Here is a 16,501-nt window from a genome sequence, read left to right as displayed (position 1 = left end):
GATAAAAATACCCTTTTCATTTCCTAGTACACCAAAACAGGCAGTCTCCCCCACTTTATCGCGCAACTCACGCAAGCGAGGTAAAACTGTTTCCAACAAATTGTGTTCATTCAACGATCTAAAACCCAAAGTTAGCAATTTTCTCGATAACTTGTAGCGCTTCGTATCTTCATTATAGTTAAGATAATCCAAACGAACCAATGTATTCAAAATACGGTAAGCTGTTGTTTGTGAGATATCCAACTTACTCTTAATATCCTGTAGCGTCTCACCCTGTGGGCGGAGCGAAAGATATTCAAGCACCGCAATCCCCTTTTCAAGATTAGGCACCTTATAATTCTCTTCTCCTTTTTCCATATTTGGAATAACGCTTTCCATATTTGAAATATTGTTTCAGATTTGAATCAAATATAAAAGAGTAGCGTTAAAAACAGCCAAGAAGTGTGTAAAAATTGGTTAAGTATGCTGTAGAACATTTACATCCGACAAAAACCGAAGGATTGCCGGCCAATTATACAAAAACGCTATTATCTTTCCTCCTCTGTCCTAATTTTTCCGATAACTAATCACCGCCAGAACATTAAAGAATGCGGCAAACAGGCAGACTACGATAAAATGCCAGACCAGATCTGAGAAATGGCTGCCTTTCAGATAAATCATTCGCATCACTTCCACAAAATAACGAACCGGATTGAATAAGGTCATATCCTGCGCCCACTGCGGCATGCTGCTGATCGGAGTGAAGAGACCGCTTAACAAAGCAAAAATAATCATGAAGAAGAAAGCCGTAAACATCGCCTGTTGCTGGGTGGATGAAATCGAAGAAATAGCCAGTCCGAAACCTGTAAAAGCAATCAGATAGACAGCCGCAAACAAATAAATAATCCCCATACTCCCAACCGGAACCAGGCCATAAACGATCCAGGCTACGATCGCACCGATCGTCAACAGAATAAAGCCGATGATCCAGAACGGGATCAGTTTGGAAAGCAGGAACAGTGTTTTAGGAACGGGCGTTACGTTTATCTGCTCGATAGTCCCTTTTTCCTTTTCACTGACAATATTCAACGCTGAAAGGAAACCGCCGATAATCGTCAGCAGGAAGACCATAATACCCGGAACCATATAAATCTTATAATTCAGATGCGGATTAAAAAGATTCGTCGAACGCACGCCGCTCAAAGCCACTCCGCCGGACAAGCCTTTCTCCCGGTTAAAATCCTGGATGATCTGCGAGAGGTAAGAGCTGCCCATTCCCCCTTTCGTCCCGTTCACGGCATTAGCGGCAATCAGCACCTCGGCCTGCCCTTCCCGTCCGAGTTGTTGTTCGAATTTAGCCGGTATTTCAAGCAGAAGATCCGACTGGTTGCTTTCAATCGAGGTGATGGCCTGGTTATAACTGGGCGATACATCCGTCAGGCGGAAATAGCCGGACGAAAGGATCTTTTCCGTCAGCTGTGCAGACAGTACCGAATGATCGTTGTCGATCAGCCCCAGATTGATATTCCGCATTTCGAAGTTAGCGGCAAAAGGCAGAATGATAAGTTGCATCAACGGAACCAGAAAAATGATCCGGGGCAAAAAACGGTCACGTTTGATCTGTTTAAATTCCTTTTCAAGTAAATATCGTAATGTTCTCATAACTTTCTTTTATAAACGAATCTTAAAACGCTTTACACTCAGCAGCACCAAAACCACCACCATCAATACCAATATGCCGATCTCTTTCAGAATGGACGCGGCCCCCAATCCTTTTATCATCACATCCTTTACAGCGATGATATACCATTTGGCTGGTACGATATTCGAGAGCCATTGCAGGATATCCGGCATGTTCTCGATCGGAAACATCATGCCGCTAAGCAGCATCACCGGCAACATCAGCGCCATGGCACTGATCAGCATGGCCGCCTGTTGCGTCTCGACCATCGTAGAAATGAGCAACCCCAGACAGAGCGAAACCAGGGCATAGAGGATGGAAACCGCTACCAGCAGAGTCAGGCTGCCCGCTATCGGAACATCCAGAAGGAAATAAGACAGCGAGAGAATAGTCGCTATATTGACAATACTAAGCAACAGGTAGGGAGCTGCCTTGGCCAGAATGATGTAAACCGGCTTCATCGGAGAAACCAGCAGCACCTCCATCGTCCCCATCTCCTTTTCCTTTACGATACCGACCGAGGTCATCATGGCACAGATCAGGATCAGGATCAACCCCATCACCCCCGGCACAAAGTTGTAAGCGCCTTTCATCAGTGGATTGTAAAGCAGATGCACCACAGGGGTAATACCGGCCTGCATCGATCCGGCGTTGCCTTGCGATTGCAGTAGTTGTCCTTGTATCTCGGCCTTTGCAGAGAGAACGACCGATGTTACATAACCGGTCAGCTGTGTCGCCTCATTCGGATCGGTAGCATCGGCCAATAGCTGTACTTCGGCATCGGGCGTTGAAGCGTATTGCGGTGGAAACACAACGACGAGTCTTACCTTTCCTTGCCGGAAAAGTGTCTGTGCTTCTTCCTCGCTACCGATCATTTTATACAGTTCGAAGTACTCGCTCGACCGTAGATGCTCGACAATCTTTCCCGTCACCTCGTCCCGGCTCTGATCGAATACGGCAATAGGAACACATTTTATCTCGGTTGTAATGGCATATCCGAACAAAATAATCAGGATGACCGGCATTGCCAGCAAGATCATCATACTCCGCTTGTCACGGAAGATATGATAGAATTCCTTTCTAACAAAAGCCCAAAAGGGACTTTTGTTAATTAATAATGAATAATTAATAATGAATAATTTAAGAGGGATCATTATTTTTGTTGTTTTGTTTTTACAATAATGCTTGTTAATAATTTGATTAACTCATAACAATCAGTTGCTAATGAACTTGCACCTGAAGGGTCTATATATTCAGAGTCTTTTAACAGAGAAATCCAGTAAGCAGTTTCATTCGCTTCTTTTAATGCTATACTTAGCTTACTTACAAAATCAGCTTTCGATTGGGCATACTCCGCTTCACGAACTAATGCTCCAATAGCAGTTCCACTTCGTAACATTTGCTTCGACAACACAAACTCACGTTGTGAACTTGTTAAATACTTATAGGCCTTAATCATTCGCAGAGCAAAATCATAAGACTTCAACTTAACCGCATTCTCCCTCTCCATAATTATTCATTATTAATTATTAATTATTCATTGCGTTTAGCTTTCCGCGCCAGGGCGTGAAAGACTTCGTTCATATTATCGGCATGGAAAGTGGCTTTGAGTGCCGCCGGGCTGTCGAGTGCCTCGATCTTTCCGTCTACCATGATAGAGACACGGTTGCAATATTCGGCTTCGTCCATATAATGGGTCGTCACGAAGACGGTTATGTTCCGTTCGGCCGCCTGATAGATCAGTTCCCAGAACTGACGGCGGGTGACAGGATCGACACCGCCGGTCGGCTCATCCAAAAACACAATGCGCGGTTCATGAATGACAGCCACCGAGAAAGACAGCTTCTGCTTCCACCCCAGAGGAAGGGCGTCGACCAGTGTATTCCGCTCTGCCTCCAGATTCAGCACATCGAGCAGTTCGTCCGTCTTTTCTGCCAGCTTCTTCTCCGACAGACCGTAGATACCTCCGTACAGACGGATGTTCTCCCACACTTTCAGGTCGCCATACAGGGAAAACTTCTGACTCATATAGCCGATATGCCGCTTGATCTGCTCGGTCTCCTTATATACATCGAAACCTGCGACACGGGCTTCGCCGGATGTGGGAGCCGACAGTCCGCACAGCATACGCATGGCTGTAGTCTTCCCCGCCCCGTTAGCTCCGAGGAAACCGAAAATCTCCCCCTCGCCTACTTCGAAGCTGATATGATCGACAGCCGTAAAGGTGCCGAAGCGTTTCGTCAGGTTGTTTGTTTCTATTACGTTCATTATATATCTATATGAAGGTTTTATATTGTCTTCGTTTCCTACTAAGGAAACTGTAGTTTCTTCCTTAGGAAACGCGAGTTCCCTGCCTAGGGAATTACAGTTTCCTCCGCAGGGAACTGGAGTTTCCAAACACAGGAACTACGAAGTAACTGTAATCGACTGTTTATAAGTCTATAAAGCCATAAAGCAATCTTCCACACTCGGCTCCACCGGTTCTACCATTATGTCGGTATAACCTTTCCCTTTCAGGAACAGCTTCAAAGCGTCCATCTCTTTCCCATCTTCTTTCAACGTAAGATGATGCGCATCGCCAAAAGCGAAGCAAGAATACGTTCCGGGAAAAGAGCGAAGGTCGACCAGCAACCTATACATGTCTGCCGAACGGACAGCCCACAGCTGCCTGCCGAAGGAAGCACGGATGCCTGCCGGCGTATCGACGGACAAGCACCGGCCGGAACGCATCAAAGCGATACGGTCGCAACGGGAAGCCTCATCCATATAAGGCGTAGAGACAAGGATCGTTATCCCCTGCTTCTTCAGCCGGTCGAGCATATCCCAGAACTCCACACGGGAGACAGGGTCGACACCGGTGGTCGGTTCATCCAGGAAAAGAACTTCCGGGCGATGGATCAGAGCACAACTCAACGCCAGCTTTTGCTTCATGCCGCCCGACAGCTTACCTGCTTTCCGTTTCTTGAAAGGTTCGATCTGGACGTAGATGTCGCGTACCAGATCGTAGTTCTCCTCGATGGTCGTATTAAAGACAGTGGCGAAGAAATTCAGGTTCTCCTCGACAGTCAGATCCTGATAGAGCGAGAAGCGACCGGGCATGTAGCCGACCATCGTACGGATCTTCTTATAATCGCGAACGACGTCGAGGCCGCAAACTGTCGCCGTCCCTTTATCCGCCAGCAACAACGTAGTCAGGATACGGAACAGGCTTGTCTTCCCTGCCCCGTCCGGCCCGATCAGGCCGAACAATTCCCCCGAATGTATATCCAAAGAAATATCCTGCAAAGCCTGCACCTCGCCGTAATTCTTGAATACCCCTTCAACCCGTACTTCGTTATTCATTATTAATTATTAATTATTCATTATTAATTAAACCTCGTTTCCCCATACTGCCCGATCTTCAGGTAGCCGTCGTTCTTGACGGCGATCTTGATGGCATAGACCAGATTGGCACGTTCGTCTTTGGTCTGGATACCTTTCGGGGTGAACTCCGATTTATCCGAGATCCAGGTGATAGTGCCCGGATACTCCCGGCGGTCGCTATCGCCATAGTCGGCAAAAACGCGGACAGCCTGTCCCTGTTTCAACGTAGAGAGTTGGTCGGCTGTGATATAAGCACGAAGATAAAGCAGGTCGGTATCGGCTATTTTATACAGGGGCTTACCAGCAGCCGTTACTTCACCCGGTTCGGCGTATTTCACCAGAACGGTTCCCGTAGAAGGGTTGGTGATACGGCTTTTCTGCAACTGGTCGTCCAGCTGCATGATCTGGTAAAGGATACTTTCGGCATCCGCGTCGGCTCCTCCGGTCGTTTTATTCAGAGTCGAGTATTGGGCATCCAGTTGTTTCTGGAGATACTTGATATTGTTTACGATGTCGTCTACCTGCTTCTGGTTGCCGGCCTTTGCTTTTACCAGGTTTTCCATACGCTGCTGCTCGGTGCGGGCGGTGGCGATCTGTTGTTCCAAGGCTGCAATCTGTTTGCGTATATCCGGTTTGCGTACATCGACCGAACGCAGGCCGGCTGCCAACTGCATTTTCTTCAGATACAACTGGGTACTGTCTATATACCCAAGCATAGCTCCGGCATCCAAACGGTCGCCTTCCTCTATATTCAGCTCCATGATCTTTCCGTTAGCTTCGGACGAAACCAGTATTTCGGTTGCTTCAAAGGTACCGGTGGCATCGAAGTTATCATCTCCCCTGTTACATGCAGCCAGACTAAATAACACTGCCGCACTCAATATATAAGAACCCAATCCTTTCATCTCATTATTCATTATTAATTGTTCATTATTAATTGTTCGTCGTATACATATAATTATAAATAGCATTCAGGTGTTGGATGCGATGGGCGGCAGCAGACTGTTTAGCCAGGTCTTCCGCATTGATCTCACGGATCAGGTCGGTGACGGAAATAACGCCGTTTGCCAGCTTCACCTCCGCAGCATTCTTGATGCTGGTACGCAGGCGGATAATTTTGTCATCGGCTTTCATCAGGTCGGCCACCTTCTGTATCTCCGTATTCTGTTGCATCAGTTGCAACGAAGTATTGAACAGAAAGGTTTCACGTTGAACCTCTATCTGCTGAATGCTGGTCGAGACTTTACGGCGATCGTTCTTCAAAGTATACAGTTTACCCATATTCCACGACAAACGTACACCCGCCATATAGAACGGACTAAAGCTATCCTCCAGCATATTCAATCCCGGACGTCCGTATCCTCCCTGCACGAATGCACCGATACGCGGCATCAGGCCACTGGTGATCTGCTTGTTCTGGACATCCAGCAAATGGCTTTTAGCATCCAGCGCACGCAATTCGGGACGATCTATCTCTGCCGACAACGGGTTACCCGGTACAGAAGGAACCACCAAAACCCGGTCTTTGTCGTAAGGCTTCCCGATCAACGCACTCAGCATCCTACCGAAAGCTACCCGCGACGCTTTCAACTCGATCTCCTTCTGGCGGGCATTCAGCAATTCGACCTCCATACTTTCGCGATCAGACTGGTTGGCTACGCCGTTTTCCATCATAGCCGTTATCCGGTCGATATTGATTTGCAGCTCCTTTTGAAGCAGTGCGTTCTGGCGGATCAACTCTTCCTGAAGCAGACAGCCGAAATAAAGCTGGTTCACACGGTCGTTCAAGGCATACAGATCGCTTTCCAGTTGTTCGCGGTCGGCAGCAGCCTGCGCTTTAGTCAGTTGGCGAGTGGTGTGGATGATTCCGCCGTCCCAGATATTCTGGTTTACTTCGCCCACAATCTGATACTGGTCTTTGCTCAACGTCGGAATATTCATTCCCGGCATAACGGCCGATAACATTTCGGAATCAAAAGGGAGCTTGGTCACTTCGCTCTGGTAGGTTGCTTTCGCATTTACCGACAGTTGGGGAAGCCAGCCTTTCGAGGCATTCGACAAATTATACTGTTCCGTCTGCCCGATAAGACCATATTGGTGTATCTGCGGGAAATTGGCACGAGCCCACTCATAGCATTGTGCCAACGTAATTGTCTCCTGTCCTTTCACTATCCCCGGCAACAGGGGGAGACATAAGAATAAGATCACATAAATCCGTTTCATAGAGATATTTATTTATTCTGTGTATGATCGTCCGGTGTCAGCAACCGGATCATTATATCGGTAATGAATGGGACGCGTTCCTTAAAGAATGCATCGAATTTCGCCGTATCGCCATCCATAAAGACGGTCGTAAACGGCTTTCTGACCAATGCTGGGAAAATCACCAGGCTGACCAGTGTCGAAGCGGTATAGACCAAAGGCATTTTCTTCAGCAACCCTTTCTCCATCTCGTCCTGTATCTGGGTTCGCAAATGGATAATCGGCTCCACCCTGGCCGGGTCTTTGAGCACCGACTGATAAATATGCTCCGGATCACGCTGCAATTCACTGATAACGAAAATAGGCAGGAGCGGATTCTTCTGTAAGGTCTTTACATATTGCTCCACAATTCTCGGCAGCTTCTCCAGGAAAGGAAGATCCTCGTTCATGATTACCCCCAGGTTAGGCAACAAATCGCCCATCAACTGGTCGAATATAGCATCGAACAACATCTCTTTCGTTCGATAATAATAATGTAAAGCGGTACGTCCGATACCAGCCTCGGCCGCTACGTCTCCCATCTTAGTCGCCTCATACCCTTTCGTTACAAAGACCTGTTTGGCTGCCTCAAGGATACGTTCTTCCATCGTGTTTACTTCTTCTGTACTCATTGTATATCTTGCTTTTTCTTCATCTGTCACAACTGTCTGTCAATCATGTTTGACATTATTGTTTGACAGATGTGTCAAAAGTAGTATAAAAAAATAAGGATGCAACTACTGCACCCTTATTTTAATATCTTTTATACAATGGAGGAAAGCTTATTTTATTTTTCTTTCCGCTACTCCTTCGAAGGTCATCTTAACCGGATTGATGTATCCGTCCTTGTCGAAAGTCATCCGGTCGATACAAGTCACCCGATGGTCGCGTGCCGTATCGTTCAACGGACGACGGTGGTAAACGATGTAATAATCTTCCGAATTCGGCACATGTATAACGGAATGATGGCCGGCTCCTCTCGCTATCGTCGAGTCTTGCTCCAGTATCTTGGCTACCCGTTCGAACGGACCGAAAGGAGAATCTGCAATGGCATAAGCCACCGCATAGTCGGGGCCGGTCCAGCCGCCTTCGCTCCACATGAAATAGTATTTACCGTTCTTTTTAAACATGAACGGGCCCTCCACATAGCTTTCCGGCGTTACTTCCTTATAGATGGTTCCGTCTTCGAACGGCACCAGTCCGGTAAAGTCGTCGTTCAGTTGCACTACGTTGCAATGTCCCCAACCGCCATAATACATATAATAGCGGTCGCCATCCTTAAACACGAACTGATCGATAGGCTGCGCCCCGTTCACAATCTCGTTGATAAGCGGCTTACCAATCAGGTCTTTATAAGGCCCTTCCGGACGGTCGCTCACGGCAACGCCGATACCGCCTACCTCACCTTCATGCACATCGTTCGCGCCAAAGAAGAAATAATACTTGCCATCCTTACTGATGACAGACGGTGCCCACATGGCCTGTTTCGCCCATTTTACTTCGGTCGTATCCAGGATAGAAGAATGCTTCGTCCAGTTTACAAGGTCTTTAGATGAGAAGCAGTCAAAGAGGATCTGGTTCTCGTACAGGTCACTCCTGGTAGGATAGATCCAATAAGTATCATCATAGATAATACCTTCGGGATCGGCATACCATCCTTCGAACACAGGGTTGCCGCTTTTCGCCACCTCTGCAGACTGCTGTTTCTGTTGTCCGCAAGCCGACATCAAGGCGGCGGCACATACAGCAATAACACAACTTTTATTCATATAATATAGATTTATAAAATAGTCTTAGTCTCCGTACTTCTTGGCCAGACCACCTTCGGAAGTTTCCTTGTACAGACTGGGCAGGTCGTTACCCGTCTGACGCATCACTTCCACTACCTGGTCGAAACTCACCCGGTGTTTACCGTCAGAGAAGTTCGAGAAGGTATTCGCATCCAGTGCACGTGCAGCGGCAAACGCATTACGCTCGATGCAAGGTATCTGTACCAGTCCGCAAACAGGGTCACAAGTCAGGCCCAGGTGATGCTCCAATCCCATCTCGGCAGCATACTCGATCTGTGCAGGCGTTCCCCCGAAGAGCTGGCTGGCAGCAGCGGCAGCCATCGCACAGGCAACTCCGACTTCACCCTGACAACCTACTTCCGCACCGGATACCGATGCATTCGTACGGACCACATTACCGAACAGGCCGGCAGTAGCCAATGCACGCAGGATACGCGAGTCGCGAAATTCACGGGTATCTTTCAGATGATACAATACAGCCGGCAACACGCCACAGGAACCACAGGTAGGAGCCGTCACGATCTTTCCTCCGCTGGCATTCTCCTCAGAGACCGCCAATGCAAAAGCATATACCATTCCGCGGCTTTTGATGCTGCTGCCGTATCCTTTGGCACGAATCAGGTAGTCGGATGCCTTACGACGTATGCCCAGACCACCCGGCAGGATACCTTCCGCTTCCAGACCGTTGAGCACAGCCTGTTGCATCACTTCCCATACCTCGGCCAGATAATTCCATATCTGCGGGCCTTCGCATTGTTCCACATACTCCCAATAAGAATGACCGGTCTTTTCGCACCAGGCCTGAATATCCTTGATGGTACTCATTTCGTAGACTTTGGCAGTCTTCAACTCGTTAAAAGTCTCGTTGGCAAGCGTGCCGCCACCGATACTGTAAACTGTCCATGCTTCCAGCCTCTCGTCTTTATCGTTGAACGCCTCAAACAGCATTCCGTTCGGGTGGAACGGCAGGAATGTTTTAGGTTCCCAGGTAATATTCGTCGGAGCCACGGGTTGCAGCACTTCAAGGATACCGGCATCCGTCATGTGACCCTTTCCGGTAGCAGCCAGGCTACCATACAACGTTACATTGAAACGTGCAGCCTGCCGGTTGCGTTCCAAAAACATCCGCGAAGCACGTATCGGCCCCATCGTGTGGCTACTCGACGGGCCATGGCCGATTCGATATATCTGTTTGATCGATTCCATTTTCTGTTTTCCTTGTTTTGTGTGTTTTTATACTTTAAGAAATATATTACGTTTATAAAGCCACCACAAAATTACATAAATAACCAATATGTTTGACAAGCTAATCAAAAAGGAATAATAATTCCCCATATATTGCTGAAGCCCATAAAACAAGGACTCGCCCAAACAGCTGAAATTAATGACATTAGCCAGCATATACGCCACGATAGAGTTCATTCCGTACACTTTCAACCAGGTGATATTCTTATTATATCCCTTATAATCGATCAGATAATAGAACAATCCCATCAGCAGGAAACAGTAACCGCTGCTGACCAGCACCATAGAACTCGTCCATATCGTTTTAATAACCGGCATCTGCAATCCCCATAACCATCCGGCTGCCACCATAGCTGCTCCGGCTCCGAAATACCATTTCAGCTTATATACATCGCTCGTTTTATCCTTGGCAATATAGCCGGCAAATAATCCGGTCAGTACAGTTACACCGAAGTTCAGGCTACTCAATATCCATGTATAATAATATCTGGGAGAAAAAACAACTTCGCCATCCACTACTTTCGCTCCATCCCGGAAACGTCCCAGCACGGCACGGTCAATCCATTCAGCCAGGTTTCCTTCGGGCGTATAGTTACCTCCCCCGTAGTTGCCGATGGTAATAAACTGCATCGCCGCCCAGTAGACAAGCAATAAGACAACAGCCACTCCGATCTGTGTGCGACGGCTCGTATAGAGGAAGAGTACAGCGGTAATCAGATAGCCCGCCGCAATTGCCTGCAATGTATTAGAATATAAATAGATACGGTTCGGATCGAGGCCGAGCAGGTTACCTTGGCACATCATACCGAATATCCAAAGCAACAGGATACGTTTACCCAACCGGCGGAAAAGAGCTTTCTTGTCGGAAACCCCTTTAAAGCGGGATAAGGCAAACGGCATAGACGCCCCCGACATGAAAAGGAATAAGGGCATAATCAAGTCCCAGGGAGAAAAGCCAACCCAGGCTTCATGGCTAAATAGCCACATACTACTATTCAACCATTCCACATCTGCCGCACGGGCCAGTGAATGTGCCAACGGCCCCAGGGCCACGAGAAAGAATAGATCGAATCCGCGAAGTGCATCGAGCGACTCCAGTCGCTTATAAGTAGTTTTTTCCATTTGATAATTATGTTAGACTTTTAAGAAAATACGTTGACGATAGAGGAAGTAAAGGAAGCCCCAGCAGACAGCAATATACGCTATTGCCCCGAATAAGGGTTGAGCCGTTTCCGGTGTCAGTCCGATCAGTCCGCCGAAGATGGCATTTGCCGTAAAGGTGAAATTCACAAACTCCTGTGCCAGGTAAATCGTAATAGAATTCATACCGATCACAGTAAAGAAAGGCGTCCAGCCCCTTATCCCTTTCACGTCCACGATATAATAGAACAAGGCAAACAACAACATGGAAATACCGCCGACAGTACAAACAAACGAGCTCGTCCACAAATACTTATTGATCGGAAAAAACAATCCCCACAGCAATCCGATCACCAGTAGGACAGCTCCCGCACACAGCATATAAAGAACCTTCTTCGTCTCCGTCAGCCCTTTCTTTTGCAACTTGATAAATTCTCCGGTAAACATCCCCAGCAAAGCCGTTCCGATAGCCGGCAAGGTGGACAGGATACCTTCAGGATCATAGTTACCACCGTGCAAACGCCCCGGTAATAACAGACGGTCGATATAGCAGGCAAAGCATCCCTCGCGGGTAAATACCTCCGCCCCGTTTCCGTCGGGTGCCGGAACAAAGGCCAGCAGCAGCCAGTAACCGATCAGGATAGCAGCAACGATCCACACCCGCGTAATCGTCCGCGTATTCACAAAGATCAAAGCCCCGAACATCCAGGCCAGACCGATACGCGCCAGCACACTGGCATAACGCTGTGTCTCGAAATCAAAATTCAGCAGGCCGTTATAAACACAACCAAGAACAACGAGTGTAATTCCCCTGCGGATGATCTTTTTATAGATAGCCGCTTCCGACATTCCATGTTCCCGTTGTTTCGACAAGGAGAAAGGCAGAGATATCCCCGCAATGAACAGAAACAAAGGGAAAATAATATCTTCTACTGTAAATCCGGCTCCCCATCGTGCATGATGCATCTGGTCTGCCACCGATTGAAAGAAAGGAGTCGGAATCAGGGTGGCCAGTGCGATAAAGAGGGAACCGCCTCCCATGATAAAGAACATGTCGAACCCCCGCAAGGCATCCAACGACTGAAGCCGCTGAGTTTGTTTTTGTTTTTCCATTGTATCGAATTTAGAAATTAAGTATCTATCTCATTAATCATCATTCCCCTTTAATGATGATTCTATCTCTTCTATTGAAGGTAACCGGCTCTTAAAATCCTCTGGTATCAATGTTGAAAATTGATATTCAGAAATACCGATAGGCTGGCTACTACTTTCCAATGCATATTGAGCAGTAATAGTATTTTTTGTTTTACATATAATCAACCCTATGGTAGGAGCGTCAATCTCTTTTTTCTTCAAATGGTTGATAGCGCTTACATACATGCCCAACTGTCCCACAAATGCAGGATGAAATTTACACGCCTTGAGCTCAACAACAACATAACAGCGTAATTCCAAATGATAGAACAACAAATCGGCAAAATAAGTATCACCTCCAACTTCTAAAGGAACCTGCTTGCCAACATAGGCAAACCCCTGTCCTAGTTCGAGTAAAAACTTCGTCATATTATTAATCAAAGCCTCTTCCAACTCCAGTTCACAATAATTCTCCGTCAACGTGAGAAAATCGAAATTATAAGGATCTTTAATTATTTGTTCTGCCAAATCACTTTGTGGCACCGGTAATAATCTACCGAAGTTATTCACCGACCTACCTTGACGCTCATATAAATCCGTATCAAGGAAGTTCAACAATACAGAGCGGCTCCAATTGTTCTCCACCGTTTTACGGATATAGAAAAATGCTTCCTGCCTATCCTTACATTTCTCTATGATATACCGATGGTGACCCCAAGGAACAGCGAAAAAGACATCTTCGAAATCGTCCACAAGCTGTGGACGATTTACATCATCTTGATTATAAAACATATACCAACGACGGATATATTTCAGATTGGTTTCCGAAAAACCTTTCATATTTGGAAAGTCGGATAACAGCTCACGGCTAAGCGTATTGAAAAAGGCACTACCATATTTTGCATCTTCATAGCGTAAAGTAATCTCATATCCCAGAGTCCAGTAAAGGTGTAGCAATTCGCCGTTTACCTTCACTGCCGCTTTGATCTGCGCTTGCTTGATTTGTTCTTTCAAGTTTTGCACCCATTGCTTAAAATCAAGATCTATGATAACATTATTCTCCATGAATATGACTAATTTACATATAGCCTACCTACCAATTCTTCATTAATTACAGAGCTATTATACGCAAATTTACACAATACTATGGGATTTCAATTATTTTATTTGAATAAAATACAAATCCCGTAACTTTTCATTAGTTTTGCAGCCATGATGAAACAACACCTGAAACCGATTATGTTCGTTGGCACTTGTTCCGATGCGGGAAAAAGTGTAATCAACGCAGCCTTCTGCCGAATCTTCAAGCAAGACGGATACCGACCTGCCCCTTTCAAGGCGCAGAATATGTCGCTCAACTCCTACTCTACCCCCGAAGGCGGCGAGATGGGCCGTGCACAGGTGGTGCAGGCCGAAGCATGCGGCATTGCCCCACATACGGATATGAACCCGGTTCTGCTGAAGCCGACCAACGACAAAAGCTCGCAGGTCGTATTGAACGGGAAGCCGGTCGGCAATATGTCGGCAAAGGACTATTTCGGTATTCACAACCAGAAAGAAGAACTCTTCAAAGAGGCGATCGCTTCGTTCCGACGCCTGGAGTCGCGCTATAACCCGATCGTATTGGAAGGTGCGGGAAGTATCTCGGAGCTGAACCTCCGCGACCGCGACATCACCAATATGCGCATGGCCATACAGGCAGATGCCTCCACTTATCTGGTGGCCGACATCGACCGGGGTGGCGTATTCGGTTCCGTGTACGGCACTATTGCCTTGCTCAAACCGGAAGAACGGGCACAGATGAAAGGGATCATCATCAATAAATTCCGCGGGGATGCATCGTTGTTTGAAGAAGGACGCGCGATATTGAAAGAGCTGACGGGTATCCCGGTGGTCGGCGTTATTCCCTGGTTTCGCGATATCAAGATAGAGGAAGAAGACTCGGTTGCCCTGGATATGAAAACCAATACCTGGCAGGAAGGTAAGATCAACGTGGCGATCGTCCTGCTGAAACGTATGTCCAACTTCACCGACTTCGATGTACTGGACATGGATCCTCGCTTCAATCCTTACTACACAAGTAATATCGACGAAGTGGAGAAAGCGGATATTATCCTCCTGCCCGGTTCCAAAAACACATTGTCGGATCTGCAAAGCATCCGTGCCAACGGCATTGCCGATGCGATCGTGCGGGCTTACAAGAAAGGGAAAAAGGTGATCGGTATCTGTGGCGGCTACCAGATGATGGGTGCCCGCCTGGAAGATCCGGAAGGAATAGAGGGTAACCTGCCTGCGGTTCCGGGACTCGGATTACTTCCACAATGCACGGTGATCGAACAGGAGAAAGTCACAAAGCAAAGCACATTCATTTTTCTGCCGGGTAACGACTCTACCTGCCGGGGATACGAAATACATATGGGACGCACCACCCTTTTAGGCAACGCTCCGGAAAGTCCCGTGGCCCGCCTCGAAGACGGACGACTGGACGGATATTACCTCGACAACCGTTGCTGGGGCAGCTACATGCACGGCATACTGGACAACCCCGTCGTATTGGATTGCCTGGCGGAGGGCTTCGACAAAGAAGCAGATGCCGTTCCTTTCGATTATGCAGCTTTCAAGGAAGAACAATATGAAAAACTAGCCGATTTGGTTCGGAAACATGTGGATATGGAGTATATTTACAGTACGCTGTAATCACTCCCACAACAACCCATTCCCATGCATCAGTTTTTCCACCGCCTCAAATTGGTCTTTTTTGAGTTTGAGGGAGTCGTAAAGACTGCGGTAATTGAGGGAATGGATATCGGTTCCGACGAAATCATAACAACCTTTCTTCAGTAGAGAAGAGGCAGTCTTATGAGGTAACGGCCCGTAGAAGCCGACCAGGGAGAAAAGATTCAATTGGAATTTACATCCGTGCTCTTTCAGTTTCAGCAACTCATTTATATTCCAGAAACCGAAACGTTCCGGATGAGCCAGAATCGGGATATACCCGTTCAGCTGCAAATCATACAGTTTATCAAACAGATCGCCGGGGGCCTGCATAAAGGATACTTCCACCAACACGTGCTTTCCGTCATACGAGAGCAGCCCTTCGTTCATGCGGTCGTAAAAACATTCGTCCAACATATACTCGGCAGCCAGACGAAGCTCGATGTTTATACCCGTACAATTATTGCGGAAAAGGTCGAACCTCTCCTGGAGGTATGCTCCCCGGTTCTTCGTCAGATCAGCCATTATATGCGGTGTCAGAAAAAGACGTTTCACCCCGCATGTACCCAGGAACGAGAGCATATCGAGACTCTCTTCTTCCGACGAAAACCCATCATCTACACCCGGTAGCAAATGAGTATGGACATCGGTCATGCCCGGCCACAGAGGCTTTTTCCGGGTAAATAAATCAGAGAGGAATGCGTTCATAATATATCTGTATTGAAAAACAACCATCAAAGGTACAACAAAGTACAGTGATTTCCAAATCGAAATTCCTTCTCTCCCCCACAAACGACAAAACCCGCTGTCTGTAGCTGTCCGTACAAGAAAAGCCACTGGCAGCGGGAATAGGTTACTATCTGATACCTATCCTAAGGGATAGTTTCAAACAAAGGATCAGCCCTCGCCGAAGCAGGCGGCACAGGACTCGGATAAGATTCGGCAACATCGGGTGTTTCATCATCCGGTACAGGTTTAAAGTGAAACAAAAAGTTGAGTAAAGCCAGAATAAATTCGATGATTCGTTTGAATTTGGACATGAGAAAATGTTTATTAGAATGAATAATTTAATCTATATGACAGGCTCCGTAGAGGCAGGTTTGGAACCCGCCCTTACGAGGTCCGTTCACTGAATCATAGCCATCATCGCCCGGATCGTCCGCTCGATACTGACCAGGCTACTTCGGTAGACCTCGCGGTCGTCGCCATTGAG

General features: G+C 47.2%; 17 protein-coding genes. 1 reads left to right on the top strand and 16 read right to left on the bottom strand.

Annotation, left to right across the window (positions count from 1 at the left end; all coding sequences use genetic code 11):
• From QZ076_RS20275 to QZ076_RS20210, 14 genes are all read right to left on the bottom strand, one after another.
• On the bottom strand, positions 1 to 378 hold a 378-nt coding region (locus tag QZ076_RS20275; protein WP_293716795.1), incomplete at its 3' end, for a helix-turn-helix domain-containing protein.
• 168 nt (positions 379 to 546) lie between these two features.
• Positions 547 to 1,641: an ABC transporter permease gene (locus QZ076_RS20270; protein ID WP_293716793.1), complete on the bottom strand. Its 1,095-nt coding sequence runs from the start codon at positions 1,639 to 1,641 to the stop codon at positions 547 to 549.
• A gap of 9 nt (positions 1,642 to 1,650) precedes the next feature.
• Positions 1,651 to 2,814: an ABC transporter permease gene (locus QZ076_RS20265; RefSeq protein WP_293716791.1), complete on the bottom strand. Its 1,164-nt coding sequence runs from the start codon at positions 2,812 to 2,814 to the stop codon at positions 1,651 to 1,653.
• Positions 2,814 to 3,170 carry a four helix bundle protein gene (locus QZ076_RS20260; protein ID WP_293716789.1) on the bottom strand — a complete coding sequence of 119 codons (357 nt, stop codon included), beginning with the start codon at positions 3,168 to 3,170 and terminating at the stop codon, positions 2,814 to 2,816. The genes QZ076_RS20265 and QZ076_RS20260 overlap by 1 nt, the downstream gene beginning before the upstream one ends.
• A 23-nt stretch (positions 3,171 to 3,193) precedes the next feature.
• On the bottom strand, positions 3,194 to 3,928 hold the full coding sequence (locus tag QZ076_RS20255) for an ABC transporter ATP-binding protein (protein WP_293716787.1): 735 nt from the start codon (positions 3,926 to 3,928) through the stop codon (positions 3,194 to 3,196).
• A gap of 171 nt (positions 3,929 to 4,099) precedes the next feature.
• Positions 4,100 to 5,002 carry an ABC transporter ATP-binding protein gene (locus QZ076_RS20250; RefSeq protein WP_293716785.1) on the bottom strand — a complete coding sequence of 301 codons (903 nt, stop codon included), beginning with the start codon at positions 5,000 to 5,002 and terminating at the stop codon, positions 4,100 to 4,102.
• Between the two features lie 23 nt (positions 5,003 to 5,025).
• Positions 5,026 to 5,940: an HlyD family efflux transporter periplasmic adaptor subunit gene (locus QZ076_RS20245; protein WP_293716783.1), complete on the bottom strand. Its 915-nt coding sequence runs from the start codon at positions 5,938 to 5,940 to the stop codon at positions 5,026 to 5,028.
• A 16-nt stretch (positions 5,941 to 5,956) separates the two neighbouring features.
• Positions 5,957 to 7,246, bottom strand: coding sequence for a TolC family protein (locus tag QZ076_RS20240; RefSeq protein ID WP_293716781.1), 1,290 nt, complete (start codon positions 7,244 to 7,246; stop codon positions 5,957 to 5,959).
• Between the two features lie 8 nt (positions 7,247 to 7,254).
• Entirely contained in the window at positions 7,255 to 7,896 is a 642-nt protein-coding gene (locus QZ076_RS20235; RefSeq protein WP_293716779.1) for a TetR/AcrR family transcriptional regulator, read from the bottom strand.
• Between the two features lie 150 nt (positions 7,897 to 8,046).
• The gene (locus QZ076_RS20230) at positions 8,047 to 9,033 is read right to left on the bottom strand and encodes a glycoside hydrolase family 43 protein (RefSeq protein WP_293716777.1); all 987 of its coding nucleotides are present in this window, start codon (positions 9,031 to 9,033) and stop codon (positions 8,047 to 8,049) included.
• Between the two features lie 24 nt (positions 9,034 to 9,057).
• Entirely contained in the window at positions 9,058 to 10,260 is a 1,203-nt protein-coding gene (locus QZ076_RS20225) for an L-serine ammonia-lyase (protein ID WP_293716775.1), read from the bottom strand.
• A 27-nt stretch (positions 10,261 to 10,287) separates the two neighbouring features.
• A complete protein-coding gene (locus QZ076_RS20220; protein WP_293716773.1) occupies positions 10,288 to 11,421 on the bottom strand; it encodes a DUF5009 domain-containing protein in 1,134 nt (377 codons plus the stop codon).
• Between the two features lie 12 nt (positions 11,422 to 11,433).
• Positions 11,434 to 12,552 (bottom strand): DUF5009 domain-containing protein, encoded by a 1,119-nt coding sequence (locus QZ076_RS20215; protein WP_293716771.1) that lies wholly within the window; start codon positions 12,550 to 12,552, stop codon positions 11,434 to 11,436.
• Positions 12,553 to 12,585: 33 nt separating this feature from the next.
• A complete protein-coding gene (locus QZ076_RS20210; protein ID WP_293716769.1) occupies positions 12,586 to 13,638 on the bottom strand; it encodes a PDDEXK nuclease domain-containing protein in 1,053 nt (350 codons plus the stop codon).
• Positions 13,639 to 13,788: 150 nt separating this feature from the next.
• Here QZ076_RS20210 and QZ076_RS20205 point away from each other — a divergent pair, with 150 nt between their 5' ends.
• Positions 13,789 to 15,270 (top strand): cobyric acid synthase, encoded by a 1,482-nt coding sequence (locus tag QZ076_RS20205; protein WP_293716797.1) that lies wholly within the window; start codon positions 13,789 to 13,791, stop codon positions 15,268 to 15,270.
• Here QZ076_RS20205 and QZ076_RS20200 read toward each other — a convergent pair whose 3' ends face one another.
• Entirely contained in the window at positions 15,271 to 15,996 is a 726-nt protein-coding gene (locus QZ076_RS20200; RefSeq protein WP_293716767.1) for a CpsB/CapC family capsule biosynthesis tyrosine phosphatase, read from the bottom strand. It abuts the gene before it with no gap.
• A gap of 164 nt (positions 15,997 to 16,160) precedes the next feature.
• Positions 16,161 to 16,328 carry a hypothetical protein gene (locus QZ076_RS20195; RefSeq protein WP_165359875.1) on the bottom strand — a complete coding sequence of 56 codons (168 nt, stop codon included), beginning with the start codon at positions 16,326 to 16,328 and terminating at the stop codon, positions 16,161 to 16,163.
• Positions 16,329 to 16,501: the final 173 nt, after the last annotated feature.

The sequence above is a fragment of the uncultured Parabacteroides sp. genome (genome assembly GCF_905196875.1).
Lineage (GTDB): Bacteria > Bacteroidota > Bacteroidia > Bacteroidales > Tannerellaceae > Parabacteroides.
Note: the sequence above shows the minus strand (reverse complement) of the source record. Positions and strands in the feature narration are given on the sequence as shown.

Coding starts and splice junctions, on each gene's coding strand:
- QZ076_RS20270 (WP_293716793.1), bottom strand. CDS start 1,641: ATGAGAACATTACGATATTTACTTGAAAAGGAATTTAAACAGATCAAA.
- QZ076_RS20265 (WP_293716791.1), bottom strand. CDS start 2,814: ATGATCCCTCTTAAATTATTCATTATTAATTATTCATTATTAATTAAC.
- QZ076_RS20260 (WP_293716789.1), bottom strand. CDS start 3,170: ATGGAGAGGGAGAATGCGGTTAAGTTGAAGTCTTATGATTTTGCTCTG.
- QZ076_RS20255 (WP_293716787.1), bottom strand. CDS start 3,928: ATGAACGTAATAGAAACAAACAACCTGACGAAACGCTTCGGCACCTTT.
- QZ076_RS20250 (WP_293716785.1), bottom strand. CDS start 5,002: ATGAATAACGAAGTACGGGTTGAAGGGGTATTCAAGAATTACGGCGAG.
- QZ076_RS20245 (WP_293716783.1), bottom strand. CDS start 5,940: ATGAATAATGAGATGAAAGGATTGGGTTCTTATATATTGAGTGCGGCA.
- QZ076_RS20240 (WP_293716781.1), bottom strand. CDS start 7,246: ATGAAACGGATTTATGTGATCTTATTCTTATGTCTCCCCCTGTTGCCG.
- QZ076_RS20235 (WP_293716779.1), bottom strand. CDS start 7,896: ATGAGTACAGAAGAAGTAAACACGATGGAAGAACGTATCCTTGAGGCA.
- QZ076_RS20230 (WP_293716777.1), bottom strand. CDS start 9,033: ATGAATAAAAGTTGTGTTATTGCTGTATGTGCCGCCGCCTTGATGTCG.
- QZ076_RS20225 (WP_293716775.1), bottom strand. CDS start 10,260: ATGGAATCGATCAAACAGATATATCGAATCGGCCATGGCCCGTCGAGT.
- QZ076_RS20220 (WP_293716773.1), bottom strand. CDS start 11,421: ATGGAAAAAACTACTTATAAGCGACTGGAGTCGCTCGATGCACTTCGC.
- QZ076_RS20215 (WP_293716771.1), bottom strand. CDS start 12,552: ATGGAAAAACAAAAACAAACTCAGCGGCTTCAGTCGTTGGATGCCTTG.
- QZ076_RS20210 (WP_293716769.1), bottom strand. CDS start 13,638: ATGGAGAATAATGTTATCATAGATCTTGATTTTAAGCAATGGGTGCAA.
- QZ076_RS20205 (WP_293716797.1), top strand. CDS start 13,789: ATGAAACAACACCTGAAACCGATTATGTTCGTTGGCACTTGTTCCGAT.
- QZ076_RS20200 (WP_293716767.1), bottom strand. CDS start 15,996: ATGAACGCATTCCTCTCTGATTTATTTACCCGGAAAAAGCCTCTGTGG.
- QZ076_RS20195 (WP_165359875.1), bottom strand. CDS start 16,328: ATGTCCAAATTCAAACGAATCATCGAATTTATTCTGGCTTTACTCAAC.